Origin of the sequence: Micromonospora chalcea, assembly GCF_028768405.1 — a bacterium.
GTDB classification, from domain to species: Bacteria; Actinomycetota; Actinomycetes; order Mycobacteriales; family Micromonosporaceae; genus Micromonospora; species Micromonospora chalcea.
The window spans coordinates 6,465,027-6,489,169 of record NZ_CP118233.1 but is presented as its reverse complement, the minus strand read 5'-3'; the positions used below and the strand labels follow the sequence as shown (position 1 = coordinate 6,489,169).

Genomic DNA, 24,143 nt, shown 5'->3' with positions numbered 1-24,143 from the left:
GCGGTCAGCCGGCGGCCGGGGGCGTCCAGTCCTGCGGCACGTGTCCGATCCGGACGCGCTGGGGGTGGTCGCCGACCGGGACGCTCGCGACCTTCTGCCCGGTCGCGAAGTTGATCGCGGTGACCTGGTCCGCGCCGGATTCGGAGATCACGCAGTCCCGGCCGTCCCCGCTGACCGTGGCCCAGTACGGCTTGTTCGCGGGCACCAGCGGCCCCTCGCGCAGCGTGGCCCGGTCGAGCACCGTGGCGTAGTCGTCCATGGTGCCGGCGACGCAGATCCGGGTGCCGTCGGGGCTCATCGACAGGCCGTGGTGCCGGGAGTCGTTGACCCAGGTGGTGCGGTCCTCGCTGGTGGCCGGGTTCTTCGGCAGCGTGGCGACGCGGGTGATCCGGTCGGTGGCCACGTCGTACTCGACCACACCGTTGAAGAAGGACACCTGGAAGTAGAGCCGGCTGCCGTCGGGGGTGAACACGGCCGGGCGGACCGCGTCGGAGAGGTCGCGGCGGCCGGCGGCGTCGAGGCGGTCCCGCATGTCGATGACCTTGACCACCTGGTACGTGCTGGTGTCGGCGACGGTGATCCGGCGGTCGCCCTTGGTCCAGTCGAGCCAGGGCGCGTCCAGGTCGGTGTTGACCTCGCCGATGGACATGTTCCACAGCCGGGTGCCGCCGTCGGTGTAGATGTTCTCGTGCGGCTTGTCGCCGGCGCCGAACGAGCCGAGCTGCGTTCCGGTGCGGATGTCCAGCACGTGCACGGTGTTGGAGGTGGAGGCGGAGACCGCGACGCGCGTGCCGTCGGGTGACACGGCCATGTGGTCGGAGCGGTAGCCGGAGACCGGGAACCGCCAGCGCAGCGCGCCGGTGGCCAGGTCGATCGAGACGACGTCGGCGAAGCTGGGCCGGGACACCACCACCGCGCTGCCGTCGGGGGTGGTGTACATGTCGTCGACGAACTGGTCGTGGCCCTCCCCTGGGCCCTGCCGGATGCCGAGGAAGTACGCCAGTTTGATCGGGTTGAGGTAGATCTCGCGCAGCCGCGCGGCGCGGTCCGGGATGACGTTGATCCGGCCGAGCTTGGCGTAGTCACCACGGGACCGGATGACGTCGGCGGTGCCGTCCCAGTTGTTGCCGACGAACATCACCTCCTGGAGCGGGACCGCGGCGGCGGCCGGCGCGGGCGCCGTCAGCAGCGGGGCCGGGGCGACGAGAGCGAGCGCGGCCAGCACGGCGAGGGCGGCGCGGCGGCGGGGTCGGGGCGGGCGGAGTGGCACGGGGGTCATGGACGCCTCCTGGCAGCCGGTACGACATCGACGTTTCTCAGTGGCGCGAACGGTGTTACCTTGCGGTAACAACCAGGAGAGCAACCGGCCGGCTGCCGGGGCTAGGGACCGGACGCCAACGCCCGCGCGACCTGGTTGTGCCGCGACGACAACGGGAGGCGGCGTGACCCGGACCGGGAACGTCCCCACGTTCGGCACGCTGCTGCGCGACCTGTCCGCCGACCCGGCCGCCGTCGACGAGGTGGCGCGCGCGGCCCGCGTGAACTCCCCCGAGGTGGCCCGGCTGCCCGCCGACGAGGTACGCCGCCAGGTCGTCCTGCTGCTGACCAGTGGTCTCGGCGCGCTGGAACGCCACGAGGACCCGGCCGGACGGGACTTCGCCGAGGCCCGGCGGCTGGGCGCGGACCGGGCCGCGCAGGGCGTCACGGTGGCCGGGCTGCTGCGCGGGGTGCAGGCCGGGCGGGACCGCGCGGTGGAGCTGGTGGTCCGGCACGGCCGGGCCGCCGGCATCCCGGACGAGGTGCTGCTGGAGGGGGTGCTCACCATCGGCCGGTACGCCGCGGCGGTGGAGCGGGCAGTGGTTGACGGGCACCGGGCCGCCGAACGGGACCTGCTCCGCACCGGCGCGGCGGCCCGGGCGCACCTGCTGCGGCGGCTGCTGCGCGACGGCCCGGCGGGCCTGCCACCGGCCGAGCTGACCCGGTTCGGGCTGCGGCCGGACGGGCGCTACCACTGCCTGGTCGCCGCGCCACCCGACCCGGTACGCGCGCACGCGCTGCAGCGGCAGCTCATCCGGCACGGCGGGCTGCTCGGCACCGTCGACGAAAGGCTCGCCGGGCTGCTCCCGCGACCGCCCGACGCCGTACCGGCCGACCTGCTGACGCTGGTGACGCCCGCACAGCCGCTGGCGCGGGCACCGGCCATGTACGCGCTCTGCCTGGCGGCGCTGGCCACGGCGGCGAACCGGCGGCTGCGCGGCCTGCGTCAGGTCACCGACCTGGCCGGAGAGACCGCGCTGGCCGCCCAGCCGGTCCTGGCCGAGCTGCTGCGCGGCACGCTGCTCGGCGCGCTCGACCCGGCCGACGACTTCCACCGGGAACTCGCCGGCACCGCGCTCGCCTGGCTGCACCACGGCCAGCGGCTGGACCAGACCGCCGCCGCGCTGCACGTACACCCGAACACGGTGCGCTACCGGCTGCGGCGGCTGCGGGAGCTGACCGGCGGGCCGCCGGTCGAGGAGGGCGCGCGGTGCACGGTGCCGGAGACCGTGCACTGGTGGTGGGCGCTGCGCAGCTGGCTGGACGGCGGCTGACCCCGGACGGCGCAACCGGCCCCGCGTCGGGACGCCGCCCGGGCCACGCGGGACGCCGCCCGGGCCACGCCGGCGCACGGCACTGTGCCAGGCTGGCCGGATGACCGAGGTGATCTTCCGGGAGGCGGTCCGCGCCGACCTGCCCGCCGTGCTCGCGCTGCTCGCCGACGACGTGCTGGGGCGTACCCGTGACCTGCCCGAGGTGGACGCGGCGTACGAGCGGGCGTTCGCCGACCTCGACGCGGATCCGCGTAACGAGCTGATCGTCGCCGACGACGGCGGGGAGCTGGTCGGCTGCTTCCAGCTCACGTACATCCCCGGGCTGGGCCGGCACGGCGCCGAGCGGTGCCTGATCGAATCCGTGCGGGTCCGCTCCGACCGGCGCGGCCGTGGGCTGGGCGGGACGATGATGCGCTGGGCGATCGACCGGGCCCGGGAGCGCGGCTGCGCGCTGGTGCAGCTCACCACCGACAAGCAGCGCGCCGACGCGCACCGGTTCTACCGCGACCTGGGCTTCGTGGCCAGCCACGAGGGCATGAAGCTGGCGCTCTGACCGGGCCGCGGCCCGGCGCCGCGCCGCCGCGACCCGGCGCCGAGCCGCGATCGGGCGCCGGGCCGCCACCCGAAGGCGCGCGGCCCGGTCACCCGGGTCAGTCCTCCGGCGCCAGCCGGCCGTCGCGCAGCGTCAGCGTCCGGTCGGCCATCTCGATCAGCGCCGGATCGTGCGTGGCCACGAGCGCGGTCATCCCCCGCGCGTGCACCACCGCCCGGAGCAGGTCCATGATCGACCGGCCGGTCTCCGAGTCGAGCTGGCCGGTTGGCTCGTCGGCGATCAGCAGGTCCGGCTCGTTCGCCAGCGCCCGGGCCACCGCCACCCGCTGCTGCTGCCCGCCGGACAGCTCGTACGGGCGCTGCGCCGCGTGCCCGCCCAGCCCGACCAGCTCCAGCAGCACCGCCACCCGCTGCTCCCGCTCGGCCGCCGGCACCTTGGCCAGCCGCAGCGGCACCCCGACGTTCTCCGCCGCGGACAGGATCGGCACCAGGCCGAACGTCTGGAACACGAACCCGATCGTGCCCCGGCGCAACGCCAGCAGCTCCCGCTCGCCCGCGGCGGTGACCTCGTGCCCGGCCACCCGGATCAGGCCGGCGTCCGGGCGGTCCAGGCCGCCGACCAGGTTCAGCAGCGTGGTCTTGCCGGCGCCGGAGCGGCCCCGGACCGCCACCAGCTCGCCGCGCCGCGCGGTGAACGAGACGTCCCGTACGGCGTGCACGGCGTGCTCGCCCTTGCCGAAGGTGCGGCTCACCCCCTCGACCCGGACCACGTCCTCGACTGCCGTCCCCGGCACCGCCGGCAGCACCACTGTCTGGTCGGTCATCACTCACTCTCCTCGGCGTGCGTCCGGTCGCCGGGGCGCACCTCGACGTGGTCGGGTTCCAGATTGAGGCGGACCCGGTCACGCAGCGACAGCGCCTCCACGAACTGCGCCGGCAGCTGCATCCGGCCGGTGCGGTCCAGCACCGCGTACTCCTCGCTGACCATCTCGGTGCCGCCGTCGGCGGTGACGCGCGCGGTCCGGCGTACCTCGGAGGCGGTCCGGCCGTCGCGGATCGCGACGGTACGGCGGACCTGGCCGGCCACGGCGTGGTCGTGGGTGACCACCACGATGGTGACCCCCAGCTCGGCGTTGATGGTGCGCAGCGCGGCGAACACCTCCGCGCCGGTGGCCTCGTCCAGCTCACCCGTGGGTTCGTCGGCGAAGAGGATCTCCGGGTCGTTCGCGACCGCCACGGCGACCGCGCAGCGCTGCTGCTCGCCGCCGCTCATCTGGCCCGGACGGCGGTCCGCGCAGTAGCCGACGCCGACCATGTCCAGCAGCTCGCGGGCCCGTTCCCGCCGCTTGCGCCGCCCGCCGGCCCGCCCGGCCAGCTTCATCGGCAGCTCCACGTTCTCCAACGCGGTCAGGTACGGCAGCAGGTTGCGGCCGGTCTGCTGCCAGATGAAGCCGACCACCTCCCGCCGGTACGCCAGCCGCCGCTTGTTCGACAGCGACAGCAGGTCGTAGTCGGCGACCCGGGCGATGCCGGCGGTCGGGGTGTCCAGGCCGGACAGGATGTTCAGCAGGGTCGACTTGCCGGAGCCGGAGGCCCCGACGATCGCGACCAGCTCACCCCGGTCGATGACCAGGTCGAGGCCCTGCAGGGCGACGACCTCGACGCCCTCGGTCTTGAAGATGCGTACCAGGCCGTCGCAGACGATGTGCCCGCGCAGCCGGTCCCGCCCTCCGGCCCGTTGCGCGGCCCGTTCGGCCGCGCGTTGCTGCAGGGACGCCAGGTCCGGTACGGACGTCTCGGCGGTCGCGGTCATCTCAGCTCTCCTCTCCGAGCCGCAGCACCTCGCCGAGGCGCATCCGGCGGTTGTTCACGGCCTCCACGGTGATCGCGAAGCCGAGGGCCAGCATGGCCAGGACCGACACCCCGGCGACCAGGCCGGGTTCGAACTGCGGGCGTACGTCCACGCCGCCGGTGAAGGCGGGCAGCCCGAGCACCGGCGTGAGCAGCAACGGCAGCAACGCGCCGACCACCGCCCCGGTGAGCACCGACACCAGCACCAGCGGGGTCAGCTCGACCATCAGCATGCCGCGCCACTGCCGGCGGGACAGGCCCATGGTGCGCAGCCGGGACAGCACCTGCCCGCGCGAGCGGGCCCCGGCGAGCACCGCGAGCGCGAGCCCGAGCAGCCCCAGCACGGCGCCGCCCCCGGCGCCGAGCGCGAAACCGAACACCAGCAGGCCGTTCACGCCGGTGCCGCCCAGGTCCGCGCGGACGGCCGAACGGGTGGTGACCTCCGGCGCGCGGGCCTTGTCCCCGGTGCCGACCCCGCCGATGCGCAGGTAGCGGTTCTGCCCCTCACGCGCGACCCGGTCCACCTCGGCGGCGTCCACGCCCGCGCCGGCCAGCACGAACCCGGTGGGCGCGAGCTGATGCGGCGCGTCCGCCGGCAACGCCAGCCACGGCAGCACCACGAACCGCGCCACGCCGTCGCCGACGAGCGCGAACTCGTCGACGGTGGCGGCGGTGCGCACCGGCAGCCGGTTGCCCTGCACGTCCAGCCAGGCGGGCCGGTCCCCCTGGGCGTCGGCGAGCCCGGCGTCGGCCAGCTCGTCGGCGACCGCCGGGGACACCAGCGCCGGCAGCGGCGTGCTCCCGTCGGCGCGGGCCCGCACCGGGTCGGGCACGCTCACCGGTACGCCTGCCGCACTGGCCACCTCGGCGAACCGCTCGCCGTCCACGAGCACCACGCGCAGCTCGGTGACCGGGGCGGGGCGTCCGGCGCGGTCGGCGTACGGCCGCTCGGCCGGCACTGTGAGCAGCGGCGCGACAGCGCGTACCCCGGGCAGCTCGGCCAGTTTGCCGGCGGTGTCCGGCGCGAAGCGCTCCCCGCGTACCAGCAGGTCACCCGGCACGGCCTGGGCGGCGGCGGTGTCCCGGCCGGTCTCGATGCCGGTCGCCACCACGCCGCAGAACGCGGCGGTGGCGACGGCCAGCACCACCACGACCAGCGGCCCGGTGCTCGCGGCCCGGCCCGCGCGGGCGGCGCCGAGGAACGCGACGCTGCCGCGCGCCCGGGCGGCGACGCGGCTGAGCAGCCGCAACGGCCAGGGGTACGCGCGCAGCGCCACCAGCGCCGCCGCGATCGCCAGCAGCACCGGCACGGACACCAGCAGCGGATCCACCGAACCGGCGGTGAGCCCGCGGCGGCGCAACAGGAACGCGCCGAGCACGGCGAGCCCGAGCACCGCCACCTCGACGGTGAGCCGGACGGCGGGCGACCGGCCGCCGAGGTCGGAGCGGCCACCGGCGCGGCGGCCGACCGCGAGCGCGGCGAGTGGCGGCAGCAGCGTGGCCAGCAGCCCGGCGATCAGCACCCAGAGCCACGGCGACCCGGCGCCGGGCAGCAACCCGCCGAGCAGCCAGCCGATCCCGGCCGCGGCCGGCAGCACCAGCAGCGACTCGGCCAGACCGCGGCGCAGCACGTCACCGGTCGAGCCGCCGCGGGCCCGGATCAGGTGGAACTCGGCGCGGCGGCGGTTCGCGGCCAGCCGGGCGGCCAGCAGCGTCAGCCCGGCCAGCGTGGCGAGCAGCCCGGCGGCGATGACCGCGAGCAGGGTACGCGCGGCGGCGAGCGAGTCGGCGAAGCGCCGCAGCGGGATGTCCACGCCCTGGCTGAGGGTCACCTTGACCTCGGTGGGCAGGGCCCGGTCCAGCCCGTCGACGCCGGCGATCAGCGCGTCAAGGCGGCCCGGTTCGAGCCGGTCCGGTGCGATCCGGTACCGCCAGCCGAAGGCCACCGGCCATTCCCCGGCGGTGATCGAGTTCAGACCCGCGTCGGCGGTGTACGCGACGCCCACGAACGGTTGGCCGTCGCCTTCCGGCGGGCTGAGCTTCAGCATCGACGGCAGCGTGTCCCAGACACCGCCGGCCGGGTCGTTCGGCCGCCACACGCCGACCAGGTCGACCGGGCGGGAGTTGAGCACGTTGTTGTCGGCGTCCAGCAGCGAGAGACGGAACCGGTCGCCGGCCGCGACGCCCAGCGTGGTGGCGATCGTCTCGGCGAGCGTCACCTCGATCGCGCCGGCCGGGGTGACGCCGCGTTCCGGCCACCGCCCGTCGACCAGGGTGGCCGCCTCCCGGATGCCGGTGCCGGCGCGCAGGTGCAGGTCGATCAGCCCCTTGTCGTCGCTGAGCGTCGGACCGCGCAGTCGCCCCGGGACGGTCTGCGCCGCGAACCAGCGCTCGCCGATCGTGTCGCGCACCTCGGCGGGCATCTTCTCCTCGATCGCCGCGAGCAGGGTCCCCCGGCTGGCGGCGACGGGCTGCTCCGAGGCGGGCACGACGTCCGGCGCGGTGCTGTACGTGAGGTCCCGGCGGGCCACCGGCTGACCGGCCACGTACTCGGTGAGCCCCTGCCCGGTCAGCCGGTCGGCGACCCGGGGCACGCCCGTGATCAACAGCGCGGTCACCAGGGTCAGGACGGCGAGCAGCAGGAACTGCCCCCCGTATGCGCGGACCCGGCGCGCGGCACCAGGAAGGCTCATCGTTCTCCTCCGATCCGGAGCTGCGCGGCGGCGACCCGCTGGCGGATGCCGGTGGTGATGACGGCGGCGAAGGCGAGCGCGGCGAGCAGCAGCCCGGCGGCGGTCGCCCCGATCGGCACCCAGGGCACTGTGAAGACCGCCTCGGGCACCGGCCGTCCGGCGGCCGGGGTGAGGATCACCAGCGGCACCATGGTGGCCGCGACGAGGGCGCCGACCAGCAGCCCGACGCCGACTCCGATCGCGGCCAGGAAACCCTGCTCGGCGAGGTAGGCGCGGGCCAGCAGCCGGGTGTTCGCGCCGAGCGTGTTGAACACGGCCAGTTCGGTGAGCCGCCTCCGGGTGGTGGCCCACACGTCGACCGCCAGGCCGACCAGCGCCAGCAGCACCGACCCGAGCGCGGCGGCGAGCAGCCCGGTGCGGGCGCCCTGCCAGTACGGGTCCCCCGCGGCCTCCTCCGCCACGCGCTGCCGGTCCAGCAGCACCGTGCCGCCGACAGTGGCGAGGGCCTCGGTCGCGGCGGCGTGCCCACCCGGCGTGGTACGCAGCCACCACTCGGCCACCGGCCGTACGCCTCCGCTGCGCTCCAGCAGCTGGGTGCCGGCGGTGGGCAGGTCCAGCAGGACGCCGTCGCCAGCGGTGCCGGGGATCGCGGCGACCTGGCCGACCACCGTGGCCTCGATCGTCACCTCGGAGACCGACAGCTTGACGGTGTCACCGGTCTGCACGCTCAGCGCGGCGGCGACCCCCGGTGTGATCAGCACCGGCACCGGCGGGTCCTCGGCCATGGGCACCACGGCGAACCGGGACGACGGCACCCGGGCGAACTGCAACAGCCCCGCGGGCACGTCGAAGCCCTGCGTCGCGTCCACCTCGGTGGGGGTGGCCCGGGCGTCCCGGCGTGGCCCGCTGCCCGGGTCGATCACCCGCCAGGCCCCCTCCACCGGCAACGGCAGCGCCGCGCCGCCGCCGTCGGTGAGCCGCATGTCGCTGAGCAGCAGCCGGTACGAGTTGCCGGTGGCATCGCCGCCGTCGGCCTCGAAGCCGGCCAGCCGCAGCGGGGCGCCGCCGGTGTCGGGCAGCGGCACGGAGAAGCGCACGGGCCGTCCATTGCCGTCGGCCTCGGCCAGCCGGACCCGCCAGGTGGCCCCGGCGTCGGTGGCGAACAGCGCGGTCACCGCCACCCGGGGCCGGTCGTACATGCTCTCCACCGGGGTGCGGACGCTGCCGGAGAACGTCTTCGCCCCGGCCGGCAGGACACCGCCGACCGGCGCGCCCCGGCCGCGCGCGAGCCGGTCCAGCAGGGCACCGGTGGACGCCCCGCCGTCGGCGTCGTCGAGCCGGATCATCCCCTTCGCGGCGGCGGCGTCCAGGGCCACCACTGTCGCCGGCCGGGCCTCGCGGCCCAGGCGCACGTCGTCACGCCAGGCGGGCAGCACCCGGTCCAGGCCGGGCGCGGCGGCCAACTGGGCGGCCCGGTCCGCGGGGGCGGTGCCGTCACGTTCGGTCAGCCGCAGGTCCGTGCCGACGGTGTGCTGGGCCTGGTCGCGCTGCGAGCGTTCCCAGGAGGCGACGAGCGACCACGCGAGCGTGCTGCCGCCGACGGCGAGCGCGAGCAGCAGCACCGGGCCGGCGTGCGGGCGACGCCCCGCCTGCCACATGCCGAACATGGTGGCGTTCCACGGCCGGCGGTCGACGAAGCGTTCCGCGATCCGGGTGGTCGGCGGCAGCAGCCGCAGCGCGATCACCGCGCCGGCCAGCACGCCGATCGTGGGCGCGGCGGCCAGCAGCGGGTCGATGCCGAGGCTGCCGTTCGCGCCGGCCAGCGGCGAGGAGTACTGCCGCAGCTGGGTCCAGGCGAGCACGGCGAGCGCCACCAGCACCACGTCCACGCTGGCGCGCTGCACGGCGGCGCTGCGGGAGGGGCGGGACCGGGCCGCCATGTCGGCGACGTAGGTGCCGGCCCGGCGCAACGCCGGCAGCACCATGGCGAGCAGGCAGCCGACCGCCGCGCCCACCGCGACCACCCAGACCCGGGCCAGGTCGCCGTCGGCCAGCCGCAGGTCCGCGCCGAGATACCGGACCGCCTGCCCGGTCAACGCCGGGGCCAGCAGCAGCGCCGGCGCCACCACGAGCGTGGCCTCGCGTACGGCGAATCCGGCGATCTGCCGACGCGCGGCGCCCCGGGCCCGCAGCAGCGCGGTCTGCGCCCGCCGGTCCTCGTTGAGCAGCGCGGCCACCAGCACCAGCGCGTACCCGCCGAGCACGACGATCAGCAGCAGCGGGGTGAGCAGCGCGGAGCGGCCCACCAGGTCGGCCCGGCCGAGCCGGTCCACCAGCCGGTCCAGGTGGCTGACCTGCTGCGTCGAGGAGCCCAGGCCGGTGGCCTCGGGCAGCTTCTCGGTGATCTCGTTCAGCGCTGTGGTCACGGCCGGCAGCCGGGCCGGCTCGACGGCCACCAGGTCGGGGTCCACCAGCCAGGCCGCCGAGGTCGAGCCGGGGAAGGTACGGGCGAAGTCGGCCGGGTCGAGCGCGAACGGCCCGTACGAGGTGACCTCCGCGTCGCCCTGACTCTCCCCCACCCCCGGGGCGAGCCGCCAGTACGCCTCGGCCGCGTCCCGGGGCCGCCACGTGCCGGCCACCACCACCGTGCTGGCCCGCTCCGCGCCCCGGTCGTACAGCGGCACCCGCTCGCCGACCTCCAGGCCCAGTTGCGCGGCCACCTTCTCCGGCAGCGTCACCTGCAGCGGGTTGCTGCCGGGCACCGGCCACGCCCCGGCGGTCAGCTCGGCGTGCGCCGGCAGGTCGTCGAGCGTGGCCAGGTTGGCGAACATCGGGTCGTCGTCGGTGCGGGCGGCGCCCACGTCACCGGTCAGCTCCCGCCCGGTGCCGGACCGGATTCCGGCCACCGTGACCGGCGCCCCGCCCAGACCGTTCGCGAACTGTGCCCGTACCGCCCGGTCCCGCTCCGCGTACGCGGCGGCGTCCGCCCCGCCGGAGCCGCTGATCAGCAGGCTGCGCTCCTCCGCCGGGGCGGCGTCGAGCACCGCCCGGGCGCCCGCGTCCACCGCCCGGCGGTTGTAGTCGGAGAGCCCGGTGACCAACGCGACCGCGACGAGTGCCGCGACAGCGGCGGCGAGCAGCAGCCCACGGGCCTCTACCGCCCGCCTCCACACCAGCTTCATCCGACGTCCTCTCCTGGCCCCGGCGGGCCGATGCCGAGAGAGAGCAGTGACACCCCGGAAAAGGTTCGCGCCCGTTACATGATCGTTATCGGTCCCTCCGCCTCACCGCGCACTCTCCCCGTCGATCTTGGAGTTGTGGTGCCTCGAATGACGCCGATGCGGCTTTTGTGCACGACCACAACTCCAAGATCGACGGCGGCTGTCCACAGGGGCGGCTTTCCAAGGGCAGCGGGCGGGAGAGTGCGGGGGTGTGGCGGTATGGGGAGTTGCTGGCGGGTGGGGTGAGCCGTGCGGCGGTACGGCACCAGGTGGAGGCGGGGCGGCTGGTGCGGTTGTCCCGGGGTGTCTACGGGTACGCGGACGACGAGACGAATCGGTTGCGCGCCCTGTTCCGGCGGTTGCCGCCGGGAACCGTCGCGGGGTTCCACACCGGCGCGCGACTGCACCGGTTCGGGGCGGTGACCGACGACCGGGTGCACGTGATCGTGCCGCCCGGTGTGAGCGCGCGGCGAATCCGGGGCGTGGCGACGCATCAGACGGTGCTGCCGGTGCCGGACGCGGTGGAGATCGCCGGCATCCCCTGCGCGCCGGCCGCCCGCTGCGCCGTGGATCTGGCCCGCGTGATCCGGCGGGCGGACGCGCTGCCTGTGCTGGATCTCTGCCTCCGTGCCGGCGCCTGCCGCCGCGAGGACCTGCTCACCGAAGTGGCGTGGCACGCCGGCCTGCGGGGAGTACGACAGGCCGGGCAACTCGTCGCGCTCGCCGACCCGCGCCCGGAGTGCCGGCAGGAGAGCCAGCTGCGCCTGTTGCTGATCGACGGCGGGCTGCCTCCGCCGGAGCCCCAACTGTGGGTTCCCGACGAGGACGGAAACCTGATCTACCGCCTCGACCTGGGCTATCGCGACCGGCGCATCGGCTTGGAGTACGACGGCCGGTCCCACCTAGATCCCGGCCGGCTGCACCACGATCGATCCCGGCTCAACTGGCTGGCCGAGCACGGCTGGCGGATGCGGGTCTACACCGCCACCGATCTCTACCGCCGCCCCCGGCACATCGTCGCGTCGGTCCGGAGCATGCTCACCGCGCCCGCCTGAGCCCTGGTCACCCGGGCGTCAGGGGCGGGGGCGGTCGCGGTCCTTCGACGGCTGGACCCGCTTCGGCTCGCCGGGCATCTTCGGGTATTCCGGCGGGTACGGCATGTCGCCCAGCCCGTCCGCCGCGTCCCGCTCGGCCCACTCCAGCAGGGGCGTGATGTCCCACGGGGCGTCGTCGATGCCGGCGTGCGGGTCGCCGCGCTCGGCGAACCGGGCCGGCACCGTGCCCAGGTGGAAGTCGTCCGGGTCTACCTCTGGCAGTTCGTCCCAGTCGACCGGGGTGGAGACGGTGGCGCGCGCGTTGGCGCGCAGCGAGTACGCGCAGGCGATGGTGCGGTCCCGCGCCATCTGGTTGAAGTCGACGAAGACCCGTTCGCCCCGTTCCTCCTTCCACCAGGCGGTGGTGACCAGCTCGGGGCGGCGTCGTTCCAGCTCCCGGGCCAGCGCGATGGTGGCGCGGCGGACCTCCACGAACGTCCAGCGCGGCTGGATGCGCAGGTAGACGTGCACGCCCCGGCCACCGGAGGTCTTCGGCCAGCCGGGCACGCCCAGCTCGTCCAGCAGGCCGCGCAGCTCACCGGCGGCGGTCACCGCGTCGGCGAAGTCGGTGCCGGGCTGCGGGTCGAGGTCGACGCGCAGCTCGTCGGGGCGGTCGGTGTCGGCGGCGCGCACCGGCCACGGGTGGAACACGACGGTGCCCATCTGCGCCGCCCAGGCCACGTGCGCCAGGTCGGCAGGGCACAGCTCGTCGGCCGGGCGGCCGCTGGGGAAGGCGATCCGCGCGGTGCGGACCCACGGGGGTACGCCCCGCTGCGGCACCCGCTTCTGGAAGAACATCTCCCCCTCGATGCCGTCGGGGAAGCGCTGGAGCGTGGTCGGCCGGTCGCGCAGGGCGCGCATGATCCCGTCGCCGACGGCCAGGTAGTAGCGGAAGACGTCGGCCTTGGTGAAGCCCCGCTGGGGGAAGATCACCCGGTCGGGGCTGCTCAGCCGCACCGTGTGCCCGGCTACCTCGATCTCTTCGACCGTGCCCTTGCCCGCCATCACGCGACCATATGCGATGCCACCGACAGCCGACGTACCGTGAAGGGGTGAGTCTTTCCGACAACGAACTGCCCCGTACCGAGGACGAATGGCGCGTACGGCTGAGCCCCGAGGAGTTCCGGGTGCTCCGCGAGGCCGGCACCGAGGCGCCCTGGACCGGTGAGTACGTCGACACCAAGACCCCCGGCGTCTACCACTGCCGGGCCTGCGGGCTGGAGCTGTTCCGCAGCGAGGACAAGTTCGACTCGCACTGCGGGTGGCCTAGCTTCGACGACGCCATCCCGGGTGCGGTGAAGGAGATCCCGGACAACACGCTCGGGATGCGCCGGATCGAGATCCGCTGCGCGCGCTGCGACAGCCACCTCGGGCACGTCTTCGAGGGTGAGGGTTTCACCCCGAAGGACACCCGGCACTGCGTCAACTCGATCTCGGTGCGGCTGGAGCCCAGCGCCGGCTGACGGCGGCGTCACAGCCGCAGCAGGCCGCCGGCCTCGTCCACCCGGTCGGCGGCCTCGTCGTCCAGCCACACGCCGCCGGTGGCCAGGTAACGGAAGCGGTACTCCCCCGGCTTCAACCGGACCGTCACGGTACGGGTGCCGTCGCGGCGCGGCACCAGCTCGTGCCGGCCGGGCTCCCAGCCGTTGAAGCAGCCGACCACGCTCACCGTGCCGGGCGGGGTGTCCCGGGGCAGCGAGAACGTCACCCGGGTCTGGTTGCCGAAGAGTTTGTTGCGCTTGATCACGGATCCTCCGGGGATTTTCGGCGGTCACCGGAGTCAACGCTCGACACGCCGGGAGCGACTCGCCGTAGGGCCGGATCAGGTTCGCCGGTTCCGGTTGCCCGATGGTGTCGTCTGCGCAACCCTCGGATGACAGGTCCGTTTTCGGGGGGTTTCGCATGGCAACCTGCGAGGTTTGCGGTAACGACTACTGGATGGCGTTCGAGGTGCGCACGGTCGACGGGTCGCGGCACACGTTCGACTGCTTCGAGTGCGCGGTGCACAAGATGGCGCCGATCTGCGAGCACTGCCAGATCAAGATCGTCGGCCACGGCGTCGAGGTCTCCGGCCGCTTCTTCTGCTGCGCCCACTGCGCCCGCGCCGTCGAGGGCGAGCAGGGCGCCGAGGTACGCGACGCGGTCGGCGCCCGCCCCGCCTGACGCGCGCGCCCCGGCCGTCCCGCACCCGGCCCGGCCGGACCTCGGGGCGCCGCCTAACCTGGGCCGATGCCCGTCGAGCCCCACCTGGCCGGTTTCGCCGACCTGGACGCCCGCACCTTCCACGACCTGCTCCGGTTGCGCATCGACGTGTTCGTGGTCGAGCAGTCCTGCCCGTACCCGGAACTGGACGGCCGGGACGTCGAACCCGGCACCCGCCACCTGTGGCTGAGCAGCGACGGCGCCGTGGTCGCGTACCTGCGGATACTGGCCGACCTCGGCGGCGTGGCGCGGATCGGGCGGGTGGTGGTGGCGCCGGCGGCCCGCGGCGCGGGCCTGGCCGGCGCGCTGATGGCCGAGGCCCTCGCGGTGGTGGGTGACCGGCCGTGCGTGCTCGACGCGCAGACGCACCTCGTGGGCTTCTACGAGGGCTGCGGGTTCACGGTCAGCGGCCCCGGTTACGTCGAGGACGGCATCCCGCACACCCCGATGCGCCGCAACCCAACTCATTGACGTTTGTCACTTTTTGTGGCAACGTGCGGGCGGAGCCGCCACGCGGGAGAGGGCAACTCCCGACAGTCCGGGCGTCGTGCACCGACACCCATCCCGGAGGCTTTCCATGTCCACTCCGTACCGCCGCCCGTTACCGCTCGCGGCGGCGATCCTCGGCGTCTGCGCGGTCGTCGCGGCGCTGCTCACCACCGCGTTCTCCGGCCCCGCCTCGGCGCACGGGTCGGTGGTCGATCCGGCCTCGCGCGCCTACAGCTGCTGGCAGCGCTGGGGCGGTGACTTCCAGAACCCGGCCATGGCCACCCAGGACCCGATGTGCTGGCAGGCGTGGCAGGCCGACCCGAACGCCATGTGGAACTGGAACGGCCTGTTCCGCGAGGGCGTGGCCGGCAACCACCAGGGCGCCATCCCGGACGGGCAGCTGTGCAGCGGCGGCCGCACCCAGAACGGCCGGTACAACGCGCTCGACACCGTCGGCGCCTGGAAGACCGTGCCGGTCACCAACAACTTCCGGGTCAAGTTCTTCGACCAGGCCAGCCACGGCGCCGACTACATCCGGGTGTACGTGACCAAGCAGGGTTTCAACGCGCTCACCTCGCCGCTGCGCTGGAGCGACCTGGAACTGGTCGGCCAGATCGGCAACACCCCGGCCAGCCAGTGGACGCGTGAGGTCGACGGCGTGTCCATCCAGATCCCGGCGAACGCGCCGGGCCGCACCGGCCGGCACATCGTCTACACCATCTGGCAGGCCAGCCACCTGGACCAGTCCTACTACCTGTGCAGTGACGTGGACTTCGGCGGGTCCGGCCCGACCACCCCGCCGCCCACCAGCACCCCGCCGACGAGCACCCCGCCCACCAGCACGCCGCCGACGAGCACGCCGCCGACCAGCCCGCCGCCGACCACGCCGAACCCGGCCGGCGGCTGCACCGCGACGTACGCGATCACCGGTTCGTGGGGCGGCGGCTTCCAGGCCGACGTGAAGGTGACGAACAACAGCGGCTCGCCGATCCGCGGCTGGTCGGTGAGCTGGAACTACCAGAACGGCCAGCAGGTCAGCTCGGCGTGGAACGCCACTGTCACCACGAGCGGAACACTGGTGACGGCACGAAACGCCGCCTACAACGGCTCACTCGCGCCGGGTGCGAGCACCTCGTTCGGCTTCACCGGATCGGCCGGTGCGACGAACCCGGTGCCCAGCATCGTGTCCTGTACGACGACCGCCTGACGCCGGTCTTCCCGGTCGGGGCCCTGCTCGACACCCGCTGGGGTGTTAAGCGGGGCCCCTTCCTCTACCGCAGGCGTTAAGAAGGTGCCCTTCCTTTCACACCAGGCAGTTGACGATGTCGGCCACCGAGCGGCGGCGGCCGGTGTAGAACGGGATCTCCTCCCGCACGTGCCGCCGGGCGCCGGAGGCGCGCAGGTCACGCATCAGGTCCACGATCCGGTGCAGCTCGTCGGCCTCGAACGCGAGCATCCACTCGTAGTCGCCGAGCGCGAACGACGCCACCGTGTTGGCCCGTACGTCCGGGTAGCCGCGGGCCATCTTGCCGTGCTCGGCCAGCAGCTCGCGCCGCTCCGCGTCGGGCAGCAGGTACCACTCGTACGAGCGCACGAACGGGTAGACGCACAGGTAGGGGCGCGGCTGCTCGTCGGCGAGGAACGCCGGGATGTGGCTCTTGTTGAACTCGGCCGGGCGGTGCAGCGCCATCTGCGACCAGACCGGGGTGAGCGCCCGGCCCAGCGTGGTGCGGCGGAACCGCAGATACGCGTCCTGCAGCGCGTCGCTGGACGACGAGTGCCACCAGATCATCAGGTCGGCGTCGGCGCGCAGCCCGGCCACGTCGTACGTGCCCCGGACCGTGACGTCCTTGCCGGCCAGCTCGGTGAAGAGCGACTCGACCTCGTCGACGACGTTCTCCCGCAGCGACGGCAGCGGGCTGGTGGCCCGGTACACCGACCACATCGTGTAACGGATGGTCTCGTTGAGCTCCCGCAGCCGCGCCGCGTTGGTCTGCTCGGTCATGCTGCCGATCCTTCCAGTGCCGTGATGATCTCTTCGGCCGCCGTCTCGCCGGAGCGGACGCACACCGGGATGCCGACGCCGTCGTAGCCGGCCCCGGCCACCGCAAGCGTCGGGTACGCGGCGCGCAGCGCCGCCCGGACCGCCGTGACCCGGGCGGTGTGCCCGGGCGTGTACTGGGGCAGCGCGCCACCCCACCGCTGCACGTGCCGGGCCACCGGAGTCGGCAGCGGCGCGCCGAGCACCGCCGACAGCTCCCGGTGCACCGCGTCGGCCAGGTCGTCGTCGGTGAGCTGCAGCGACGTCTCGTCGCCGTACCGGCCGACCGAGGCGCGCACCAGCGCCAGCCCGTCCGGCCGCCGCAGGTGCCCCCACTTGGTGGTGAAGAACGTCGACGCCTTGATCGTCAGCCCCTCACCGGCCGGCACCAGGAAACCGGACAGCTCCGGCAGGGCCGGGCCGGGCAGCGCCAGGGTGATCAGGGCGACGCTGGCGTAGTCGAGCGCGCCCACCGTCTCGGCCGCCTCGGGCGCGGCGGCGGCGAGCAGCCGGGCGGCCGGGCGGGCCGGCACCGCGAGCAGCACCGCGTCGGCCTCGACGTGCTCGGCGTCGCGGGTCGGCCCGACGGTGAGCCGCCATCCGGACGGGGTGCGGCGCAGCTCGCGTACCGCGGCGCCGCGGCGGATCGTCGCGCCGCTCGCCGTCGCCGCCGCCTCGACCAGCGTGCTCAGCCCACCGGCCAGGGTGCCGAAGACCGGGGCGCCGGGCGCGCGCGGCGCGGCGGCCTGCGCGGCGCGTACCGCACCGACGAGCGTGTGCTCGGCGCGTGCCGCGCGGGCCAGCGCCGGCATCGTGGTGACCAGCGACAGGTCGTCGGCCCGCCCGGCGTACACGCCGCCGAGCATCGGATCGACCAGCCGCTCCACCACCGCGTCACCGAGACGCTTGCGGACCAGCTCACCGACCGAGGTGTCCTCACCGTCGGCCAGCAACGGGTGGCCCGCGTCGCGGTCGGCGTCCGCGGCCGGCGGCGCGACCGCCGCCACCTTCTCCAGATCCCCGGGTACGCCGACGAGCGTCCCGCCCGGCACCGGGCGCAACGTGCCGTCGACCAGCAGGGCGGCCTGCCCGACGGTCGGGTGCACGATCGCCTCGGCCAGGCCGAGGCGCCGGGCCAGCGTCACCGCCGCCGACTCGCCACCGGCCGGGTCGCGCATCAGGAACGACTCCGCGCCGAACTCGACCGGCCCGCCTGCGAGCTCACCGGTGAACAGCTTGCCGCCGAGGCGGCCGGACTGCTCGTACACGGTGACCTCGGTGCCCTCGGGAGCGCGGTCGCGAAACCGGACGGCGGCGGCCAGCCCGGTGATCCCGCCACCGACGATCGCCACCCGCCACGGTCGCACCACTGTCGCCTCCTAGCGCTCCGGTCGCGCGGTCAGCTCGTGCACCAGCGCGACCACCCGGGTCAGCACCTCGGGGTCGGTCTCCGGCAGGACGCCGTGGCCGAGGTTGAACACGTGGCCGGGAGCGGCCCGGCCCTGCTCGACGATGCGCCGCACCTCGGTCTCCACCACCGGCCAGGGCGCGAGCAGCACAGTCGGGTCGAGGTTGCCCTGCACCGCCTTGTCCGGCCCGATCCGGCCGGTGGCGACGTCCAGCGGCGTACGCCAGTCCACGCCCACCACGTCGGCGCCGGCCTCGCCCATCGCGCCGAGCAGCTCGCCGGTGCCCACCCCGAAGTGGATCCGCGGCACGCCGGAGTCAGCGAGCCCGCCCAGCACGTACGTCGAGTGCGGCAGCACGAAGCGGCGGTAGTCGGCCTCGGAGAGCGCGCCGGCCCACGAGTCGAACAGCTGCACCGCGGAGACCCCGGCGTCGATCTGCACCTGGAGGAACGCCAGCGTCACCTCGGCCAGCCGGGAGCACAGCGCGTGCCACAGGTCCGGGTCGCCGTACATCAGCGCCTTGGTCTTGGCGTGGGTACGCGACGGCCCGCCCTCGACCAGGTAGCTGGCGAGCGTGAACGGGGCGCCGGCGAAGCCGATCAGCGGGGTGTCGCCCAGCTCGACGACGAGCTGGCGGACCGCCTCGTCCACGTACGACACCTCGTCGCGGCCGATCGGGGAGATCCGCTCGACGTCGGCGGCGGTACGGATCGGCTCGGCCACCACCGGGCCGGTGCCGGGCACGATGTCCAGGTCGATGCCAGCCGCGGCGACCGGCACCACGATGTCGCTGAACAGGATCGCCGCGTCCACGCCGTGCCGGCGCACCGGCTGGAGCGTGATCTCGGTGACCAGGTCCGGCCGGCGGCAGGACTCCAGCATCGGCACGTTCGCCCGGATCTCGCGGTACTCCGGCAGCGACCGGCCGGCCTGGCGCATGAACCAGACCGGCGTGTGCGGGCCCGGCTCGCGCCGGCAGGCGCGCACGAAGGGCGAGTCGGCCGGCCCGCCGCGGCGGGGTTCTCCGTCTCGGGCGGCAGTGCCCGTGGTGTCGGTGGTCATCGCGGCAATCGTGCCACGCCCCCGGCAGGCGCCCGCGCTCACCGTCCGCATTTGTGACGTAGAAGGAAGGGCCCCCGCTTAACGCCTCCGGTAGAGGAAGGGCCCCTTCTTAACCGTCGATCACCCGGCGCGCCGTCGCGCGCCGTACGGTGGGCGCGCATAGGCTGCCCGCATGGCCCCCCCGATCGCGCTCCCGGAAACGTTCGCTCGCGCGGTCGCGGGGCTGCGGTCGGTGACACCCCGCCCGGAGATCATCCTGGAGGAGGTCGGCGCGCCCCAGCGGCTGGCCCCGTTCGCGTTCGCGCTCTCCGCCGCCGTGATGCGCGACGACGACGAGGTGGCCACCGGCCGGCTGATCCTGCTGCACGACCCGGCCGGGCACGAGGCGTGGCAGGGCACGTTGCGGCTGGTCACGTACGTCACCGCCGAACTCGAGGTCGACCTGGCCAGCGACCCGCTGCTGCCGGGCGTCGGCTGGACCTGGCTGACCGACGCGCTGGACGCCCAGGGCGCCGGGCACCGGGCGATCGGCGGCACCGTCACCCAGACGCTCTCCACCCGGTTCGGCGAGCTGGCCGGGCCGCCCGCCGCCGGCGACATCGAGATCCGCGCCTCCTGGACGCCGCTGCGCGCCGACCTGGGGCCGCACCTGCTCGGCTGGTGCACGCTGCTGGCCTCCACGGCCGGCCTGCCGCCGCCCGGCGTCACCGCGCTGCCCCGGCGTTCCGCCGGCGCCGCCTGACCACACCCGGCCGGATACGCGAAGGCCGCCCCGGCGAACCGGGGCGGCCTCGGGCGAGCACAGGTCAGAGATAGTTCTCGGCCTCGTCGCAGACCTTGTCCAGACCCTTGTTCGCCGCCTCGAAGGCAGCCCGGTCGCCACGCGACGCGGCGGCGATGGCGGTGGTCAGCTTGTCCAGGCAGCTCGCGATGACCTTCTTCTGCCGGGCCTGCTCGTCCCGGTCGTTCTTGGTGCCGGTCAGGTCCTGCTGGGTGTCCGACAGCCGCTCCTGCACCGTCTTCAGCTCACCCTTGAGCTTCTCGATCTCCTGCTGGTTCGCCGAGATGGTGCCGTCGCGCTGGCTGACCAGCCGCTGGGACTTGTCCAGCTCGCCGTCCGTGGAGACGTACAGGAAGGTCATCACGCCACCGAAGACGAACAGCAACGCGGCGACGAGGCCGAGGACCAGCGGGGCCCACCTCCGGCCGCCGCCGGCGGGCGCGGCGCCGGCCGGTCCGTAGGGGCCGGGCGGCCCGGACATCGGCGGCGGGCCGTAGCCGGGGCCGGACACCGGTGGGGCCGACAGCGGCTGCGGGTAGCCGGGGCCGGAAACCGGCGGTACGGAGACCGGCGGCGCCGACATCGGCGGGGGCACCGGAGCGGCGCCCGGCGCGTAGCCCGGCTGACCCGGCGCGGCGGGCTGGTATCCGCCGTACCCGGGTGTGCCGTCGGGCGCGGTGGGCTGGTGCAGGGTCGGGGCGGGCTGGTTCGGGTCGTACTGCTGGGGCGCGGGCCGGCTGCCGTACACGTTGCCGTAGACCGTGCCCCCCGGCGCCGGGGGCGGGTTGTCGCCCCCGGCCGGTGGGTAGGACATGTCGTTCCTCCAGATGAGCTGGTCCCCCGCGGGGTGGCCCGATGGGCCGGGGTCGATGCGCTGCGGTCGCCCCACACCGGCGTGGGCGACCGGTCAGCAGAGGCGGAACCGGTCGCAGGCGGTCTTGATCGGCACCGCCAACCCGATGCCCTCGGCGTTGCGGGCCTTGGCCGTGGCGATGCCGACGACCTCCTTGGCGCCGTTGATCACCGGGCCGCCGGAGTTACCGGGGTTGATCGGCGCGTCGAACTGGATGACCGGGCCACCGCCGCGCTCGTCTTCGCGGAACGCGCTGACCACGCCCGTGGTGACGCTGTCCTGCAACCCGAGCGGCGCGCCGACCACGATGATCTGCTGGCCGGACCGCACCGGATCGCTGGCCGCGACCAGACCGGCGAACTTGGCGGTGGTGCGCAACTGCGCCAGGTCCTTGTCCTTGTCGGTGGCGATGATCGTCGCCTCGAACCGCTGGTCCTTGCGCTCCAGGAACACCTTGCGCTCACCGGCGGTGAAGACCGACTCGACCACGTGGAAGTTCGTCAGCAGCGTGGTGCCGCCGCCGGACGGGGCCTTGCCGACGGCGAACGCCGTACCGGTGAACTGCCCGGCCCGCACCCGGAACACGCTCGGCAGCACCGCGCTGGCCACCGCCTCCGGGTTGAAGGCGGCTCCGGCCTGCTTCTCCAGGCTGCCGGCGCGCTGCTCCAGGCCGTCGAGCCGGCTGGCGTCCGCGCCCTGCCCCTCGGCCATCCGCTTGTCGGCGGCGGCGAGCCGGTCGTCGAGCCGGTAGATCTGGTACGCCTGCACGCCGCTGACCACCGCAAGCACGGCGGCCAGGGCCAGCGCCACCACCGCGAGCCGGCTGCGCCGGGGGGCGCGCTCCGGCGGACCGAGCGGCGCGCCGAAGCCGGAGACCTGCTGACCCGGGTACGCCGCCGGCTGGCCGGGATAGGACGGCGCGGACACCGGCTGGCCCGGATAGGCGGGCGCGGAGACCGGCCGGCCCGGGTAGGACGAGCCGGAGCCGGACGGGGCGCCGGAGTGCCGGTCCGCGTACGGCGACGAGGCCTGGCCCGGGAACGACTGTGACCCGGCGGGCGCCTGGCCCGGGTAGGCCGGGGCGGACTGGGCCGGTGCCGAGCCGAAGGAGGACTGCCCCGGCTGGGCCGACGGCGTGCCGTAGGAGGACTGACCCGGCTGGGCCGGCGCGCCGCCGAACGACGACGGGCCCGGCTGGGACGGCGCGGCGCCGAACGACGGCTGGGACGGCGCGGGCGGGGTCGCGACACCCGACGACGCTGAGTAGGCGGCCGACGGCGACGCCCCGGCCGCGTCGGCGCGGCCCGGGTAACCGGCGGACGGCTGCGCGGTCGCCCGCGCCGGATGACCCGCGCCCGAGGACGGGGCGGGGTAGCTCGTGCCCGAGGACGCCGGGTAGCTCCCCCCGGACGATCCCGGGTAGCTCGCGCCCGGCGACGTGGTCGGGTAGCCCGCGCCCGGCGACGTGGCCGGGTAGCCCGTGCCCGGCGCCGCGTGGCCTCCGGTGCCGGCGCCGCTCCACGACGCGCCGACACCGCCCGCGGTCGACCCGGGCACGGTCGACCCGGACAGCGGAGCCGGACCGCCGGGCGGGTCGAAGCGTGGCGGCAGCGGGCCCGGCCGATCGGCCGTCGGGTCACCGCCCTGCCCCGGCACGCCGTCGCCGGTTCCGTACCCGCCTGTCATGCTCGACCGTCCTCCCCGTCGGCTTCGCCGACGCCCCCAACCGCTGTCGTCCGGCCCTGTGCGCCGCTCGCGGCTCGATGGACCGTACCGGCGGAAACGGGCTTTGTCTCCCCCGCTGTCCGACCCTCTCACGGCCCCGCAACCCGGTTCGTTCCGGACACCTGACGGACACCGCGCCGACACGCGCCGGACCGGCTGCGCACACCGGATCGTCCGGCCTACTAGGGTTGTCAGGTGACCGACGAACCACCCCTGCGCCGTCGGGCCGCCGAAAGCCGTACGGGAGAGGTCTCCGCCGATCCGACGTCGGCCCTGCCGGAGCCGGCGGACGCGGGGACCGAGACCGAGCCGGGCGCGGCCGTCCCCCTGACCGCGCCGCGCGACGGCACGCCCGCCCCGGTGGCCACACCGGCCGAGTTGAACGAGGTCGTGGCCCGTTTCGCGGGCGGCACCGGCCCGGTGGCCCTGGACGCCGAACGCGCCTCCGGCTACCGCTACAGCCAGCGCGCCTACCTGGTGCAGTTGCGCCGCGTCGGCGCCGGCACCGCGCTCATCGACCCGCTGCCGCTGCCCGACCTGTCCGCCCTCGACGAGGCGATCGCCGAGACCGAGTGGGTGCTGCACGCGGCCAGCCAGGACCTCGCCTGCCTGGCCGAGCTGGGCCTGCGCCCGCGCCGGCTGTTCGACACCGAACTGGCCGCCCGGCTGGCGGGATTCGAGCGGGTCGGCCTGGCCGCGCTGACCGAACAGCTGCTCGGGTTCAGCCTGGAGAAGCACCACTCCGCCGCGGACTGGTCCAGCCGGCCGCTGCCGGAGTCCTGGCTGACGTACGCGGCGCTGGACGTCGAGCTGCTGGTGGACCTGCGCGACGCGCTGGACGAGGAGCTGGGGCGGCAGGGCAAGTCCGGCTGGGCGGCGGAGGAGTTCGACGCGCTGGTGCGCAACGGCGCTCGTCCGCCGCGCGTGCGCGCCGAGCCGTGGCGGCGCACGTCCGGCATCCACCGGGTACGCGGCGCGCGCGCCCAGGCCCGGGTGCGGTCCCTCTGGTACGCGCGGGACCAGATCGCCGCCCGCCGGGATGCCGCGCCGGGCCGGGTGCTGCCCGACTCGGCTATCGTGGCCGCCGCCGAGCTGGACCCGAAGGACGAGAAGACGCTGCTCACGCTCCCCGGTTTCGGTGGGCGCTCGGTGCGCCGGCTGGCACGTACCTGGCTGGCGGCGCTCGACGACGCGCGTCAGTTGCCGGACGACGCGCTGCCGGTGAGCCCGACGGTGGAAGGGCCGCCTCCGCCGCACCGCTGGGCCGAGCGTGACCCGGTGGCGGCCGGGCGGCTGGCCCGGGCCCGGGAGGTGGTGGTCGGCACCGCCGGGGCGCACCGGCTGCCGGCGGAGAACCTGATCGCGCCGGACTCGATCCGCCGGCTGGCGTGGCAGCCGCCGGAGGAGATCACCGACGACACTGTCGCGGAGGCGCTGCGCGCCTTCGGCGCCCGGGAGTGGCAGATCGGGCTGCTGCTGCCCGCTCTTACCGAGGCGCTGCGCACCCCCCAGCAGTAACGTCGGTGGCAGGTGTGAGGTGGGCCACGCGGGGGGTGGTGCCGCGTTTGGTTACTGGCGA

21 protein-coding genes are annotated in these 24,143 nt (G+C 74.9%); 9 read left to right on the top strand and 12 right to left on the bottom strand.

What is annotated here, in order from left to right; all coding sequences use genetic code 11:
* Positions 1–4: 4 nt before the first annotated feature.
* Complete coding sequence (locus tag PVK74_RS29435; RefSeq protein WP_274477678.1) at positions 5–1,279, bottom strand: YncE family protein; 1,275 nt, start codon at positions 1,277–1,279, stop codon at positions 5–7.
* A 163-nt stretch (positions 1,280–1,442) separates the two neighbouring features.
* On the opposite strand from PVK74_RS29435, the gene PVK74_RS29430 reads away from it, so the two are divergent.
* Together PVK74_RS29430 and PVK74_RS29425 are read left to right on the top strand one after the other, a co-directional pair.
* Positions 1,443–2,591 carry an RsbRD N-terminal domain-containing protein gene (locus PVK74_RS29430; protein WP_274477677.1) on the top strand — a complete coding sequence of 383 codons (1,149 nt, stop codon included), beginning with the start codon at positions 1,443–1,445 and terminating at the stop codon, positions 2,589–2,591.
* A 100-nt stretch (positions 2,592–2,691) separates the two neighbouring features.
* Complete coding sequence (locus PVK74_RS29425) at positions 2,692–3,144, top strand: GNAT family N-acetyltransferase (protein WP_069089391.1); 453 nt, start codon at positions 2,692–2,694, stop codon at positions 3,142–3,144.
* Between the two features lie 97 nt (positions 3,145–3,241).
* Here PVK74_RS29425 and PVK74_RS29420 read toward each other — a convergent pair whose 3' ends face one another.
* The 4 genes from PVK74_RS29420 to PVK74_RS29405 are packed head-to-tail and all read right to left on the bottom strand — an operon-like array spanning position 3,242 to position 10,869.
* Positions 3,242–3,967 carry an ABC transporter ATP-binding protein gene (locus PVK74_RS29420; RefSeq protein ID WP_030503025.1) on the bottom strand — a complete coding sequence of 242 codons (726 nt, stop codon included), beginning with the start codon at positions 3,965–3,967 and terminating at the stop codon, positions 3,242–3,244.
* Positions 3,967–4,956, bottom strand: coding sequence for an ABC transporter ATP-binding protein (locus PVK74_RS29415; protein ID WP_064447169.1), 990 nt, complete (start codon positions 4,954–4,956; stop codon positions 3,967–3,969). Before PVK74_RS29415 ends, PVK74_RS29420 begins: the two co-directional genes overlap by 1 nt.
* Position 4,957: 1 nt before the next feature.
* Positions 4,958–7,687, bottom strand: a complete 2,730-nt coding sequence (locus PVK74_RS29410) for an FtsX-like permease family protein (protein ID WP_274477676.1) — start codon at positions 7,685–7,687, stop codon at positions 4,958–4,960.
* Complete coding sequence (locus PVK74_RS29405) at positions 7,684–10,869, bottom strand: FtsX-like permease family protein (RefSeq protein WP_274477675.1); 3,186 nt, start codon at positions 10,867–10,869, stop codon at positions 7,684–7,686. The genes PVK74_RS29410 and PVK74_RS29405 overlap by 4 nt, the downstream gene beginning before the upstream one ends.
* 248 nt (positions 10,870–11,117) lie before the next feature.
* Here PVK74_RS29405 and PVK74_RS29400 point away from each other — a divergent pair, with 248 nt between their 5' ends.
* Positions 11,118–11,963: a type IV toxin-antitoxin system AbiEi family antitoxin domain-containing protein gene (locus tag PVK74_RS29400; RefSeq protein ID WP_274477674.1), complete on the top strand. Its 846-nt coding sequence runs from the start codon at positions 11,118–11,120 to the stop codon at positions 11,961–11,963.
* A gap of 18 nt (positions 11,964–11,981) precedes the next feature.
* On the opposite strand, the gene ligD is transcribed toward PVK74_RS29400, so the two are convergent.
* Positions 11,982–13,007 carry a non-homologous end-joining DNA ligase gene (gene ligD, locus PVK74_RS29395; protein ID WP_166455453.1) on the bottom strand — a complete coding sequence of 342 codons (1,026 nt, stop codon included), beginning with the start codon at positions 13,005–13,007 and terminating at the stop codon, positions 11,982–11,984.
* Positions 13,008–13,054: 47 nt separating this feature from the next.
* Between ligD and msrB the strand changes: the two genes are divergently transcribed.
* Positions 13,055–13,465, top strand: coding sequence for a peptide-methionine (R)-S-oxide reductase MsrB (gene msrB, locus PVK74_RS29390; protein WP_030503019.1), 411 nt, complete (start codon positions 13,055–13,057; stop codon positions 13,463–13,465).
* Between the two features lie 8 nt (positions 13,466–13,473).
* Here the strand turns inward: msrB and PVK74_RS29385 are convergent, their stop codons facing one another.
* Entirely contained in the window at positions 13,474–13,749 is a 276-nt protein-coding gene (locus PVK74_RS29385) for an isoamylase early set domain-containing protein (RefSeq protein ID WP_043325634.1), read from the bottom strand.
* A 155-nt stretch (positions 13,750–13,904) separates the two neighbouring features.
* Here PVK74_RS29385 and PVK74_RS29380 point away from each other — a divergent pair, with 155 nt between their 5' ends.
* From PVK74_RS29380 to PVK74_RS29370, 3 genes are all read left to right on the top strand, one after another.
* Positions 13,905–14,165 carry a hypothetical protein gene (locus tag PVK74_RS29380; RefSeq protein WP_030503017.1) on the top strand — a complete coding sequence of 87 codons (261 nt, stop codon included), beginning with the start codon at positions 13,905–13,907 and terminating at the stop codon, positions 14,163–14,165.
* Between the two features lie 66 nt (positions 14,166–14,231).
* Positions 14,232–14,675: a GNAT family N-acetyltransferase gene (locus PVK74_RS29375; protein WP_274477673.1), complete on the top strand. Its 444-nt coding sequence runs from the start codon at positions 14,232–14,234 to the stop codon at positions 14,673–14,675.
* A gap of 106 nt (positions 14,676–14,781) precedes the next feature.
* Positions 14,782–15,900, top strand: a complete 1,119-nt coding sequence (locus tag PVK74_RS29370) for a lytic polysaccharide monooxygenase auxiliary activity family 9 protein (protein ID WP_113971730.1) — start codon at positions 14,782–14,784, stop codon at positions 15,898–15,900.
* Positions 15,901–15,996: 96 nt separating this feature from the next.
* Here the strand turns inward: PVK74_RS29370 and hemQ are convergent, their stop codons facing one another.
* Genes hemQ through hemE form a run of 3 tightly spaced genes read right to left on the bottom strand, consistent with a single transcriptional unit; the run spans position 15,997 to position 19,205 of the window.
* Positions 15,997–16,698 (bottom strand): hydrogen peroxide-dependent heme synthase, encoded by a 702-nt coding sequence (gene hemQ, locus PVK74_RS29365; protein WP_043325639.1) that lies wholly within the window; start codon positions 16,696–16,698, stop codon positions 15,997–15,999.
* Positions 16,695–18,104 carry a protoporphyrinogen oxidase gene (hemG, locus tag PVK74_RS29360; RefSeq protein WP_274477671.1) on the bottom strand — a complete coding sequence of 470 codons (1,410 nt, stop codon included), beginning with the start codon at positions 18,102–18,104 and terminating at the stop codon, positions 16,695–16,697. The genes hemQ and hemG overlap by 4 nt, the downstream gene beginning before the upstream one ends.
* A 9-nt stretch (positions 18,105–18,113) precedes the next feature.
* Entirely contained in the window at positions 18,114–19,205 is a 1,092-nt protein-coding gene (gene hemE, locus PVK74_RS29355) for a uroporphyrinogen decarboxylase (RefSeq protein WP_187693712.1), read from the bottom strand.
* Positions 19,206–19,377: 172 nt separating this feature from the next.
* On the opposite strand from hemE, the gene PVK74_RS29350 reads away from it, so the two are divergent.
* Positions 19,378–19,947: a DUF3000 domain-containing protein gene (locus PVK74_RS29350; RefSeq protein WP_043325643.1), complete on the top strand. Its 570-nt coding sequence runs from the start codon at positions 19,378–19,380 to the stop codon at positions 19,945–19,947.
* 64 nt (positions 19,948–20,011) lie between these two features.
* Here the strand turns inward: PVK74_RS29350 and PVK74_RS29345 are convergent, their stop codons facing one another.
* Both PVK74_RS29345 and PVK74_RS29340 read right to left on the bottom strand, forming a co-directional pair.
* The gene (locus PVK74_RS29345; RefSeq protein WP_274477670.1) at positions 20,012–20,800 is read right to left on the bottom strand and encodes a hypothetical protein; all 789 of its coding nucleotides are present in this window, start codon (positions 20,798–20,800) and stop codon (positions 20,012–20,014) included.
* A 93-nt stretch (positions 20,801–20,893) separates the two neighbouring features.
* Positions 20,894–22,525: a S1C family serine protease gene (locus PVK74_RS29340; RefSeq protein ID WP_140946381.1), complete on the bottom strand. Its 1,632-nt coding sequence runs from the start codon at positions 22,523–22,525 to the stop codon at positions 20,894–20,896.
* Positions 22,526–22,759: 234 nt separating this feature from the next.
* Between PVK74_RS29340 and PVK74_RS29335 the strand changes: the two genes are divergently transcribed.
* Complete coding sequence (locus PVK74_RS29335) at positions 22,760–24,082, top strand: ribonuclease D (protein WP_064447158.1); 1,323 nt, start codon at positions 22,760–22,762, stop codon at positions 24,080–24,082.
* Positions 24,083–24,143 lie beyond the last annotated feature (61 nt).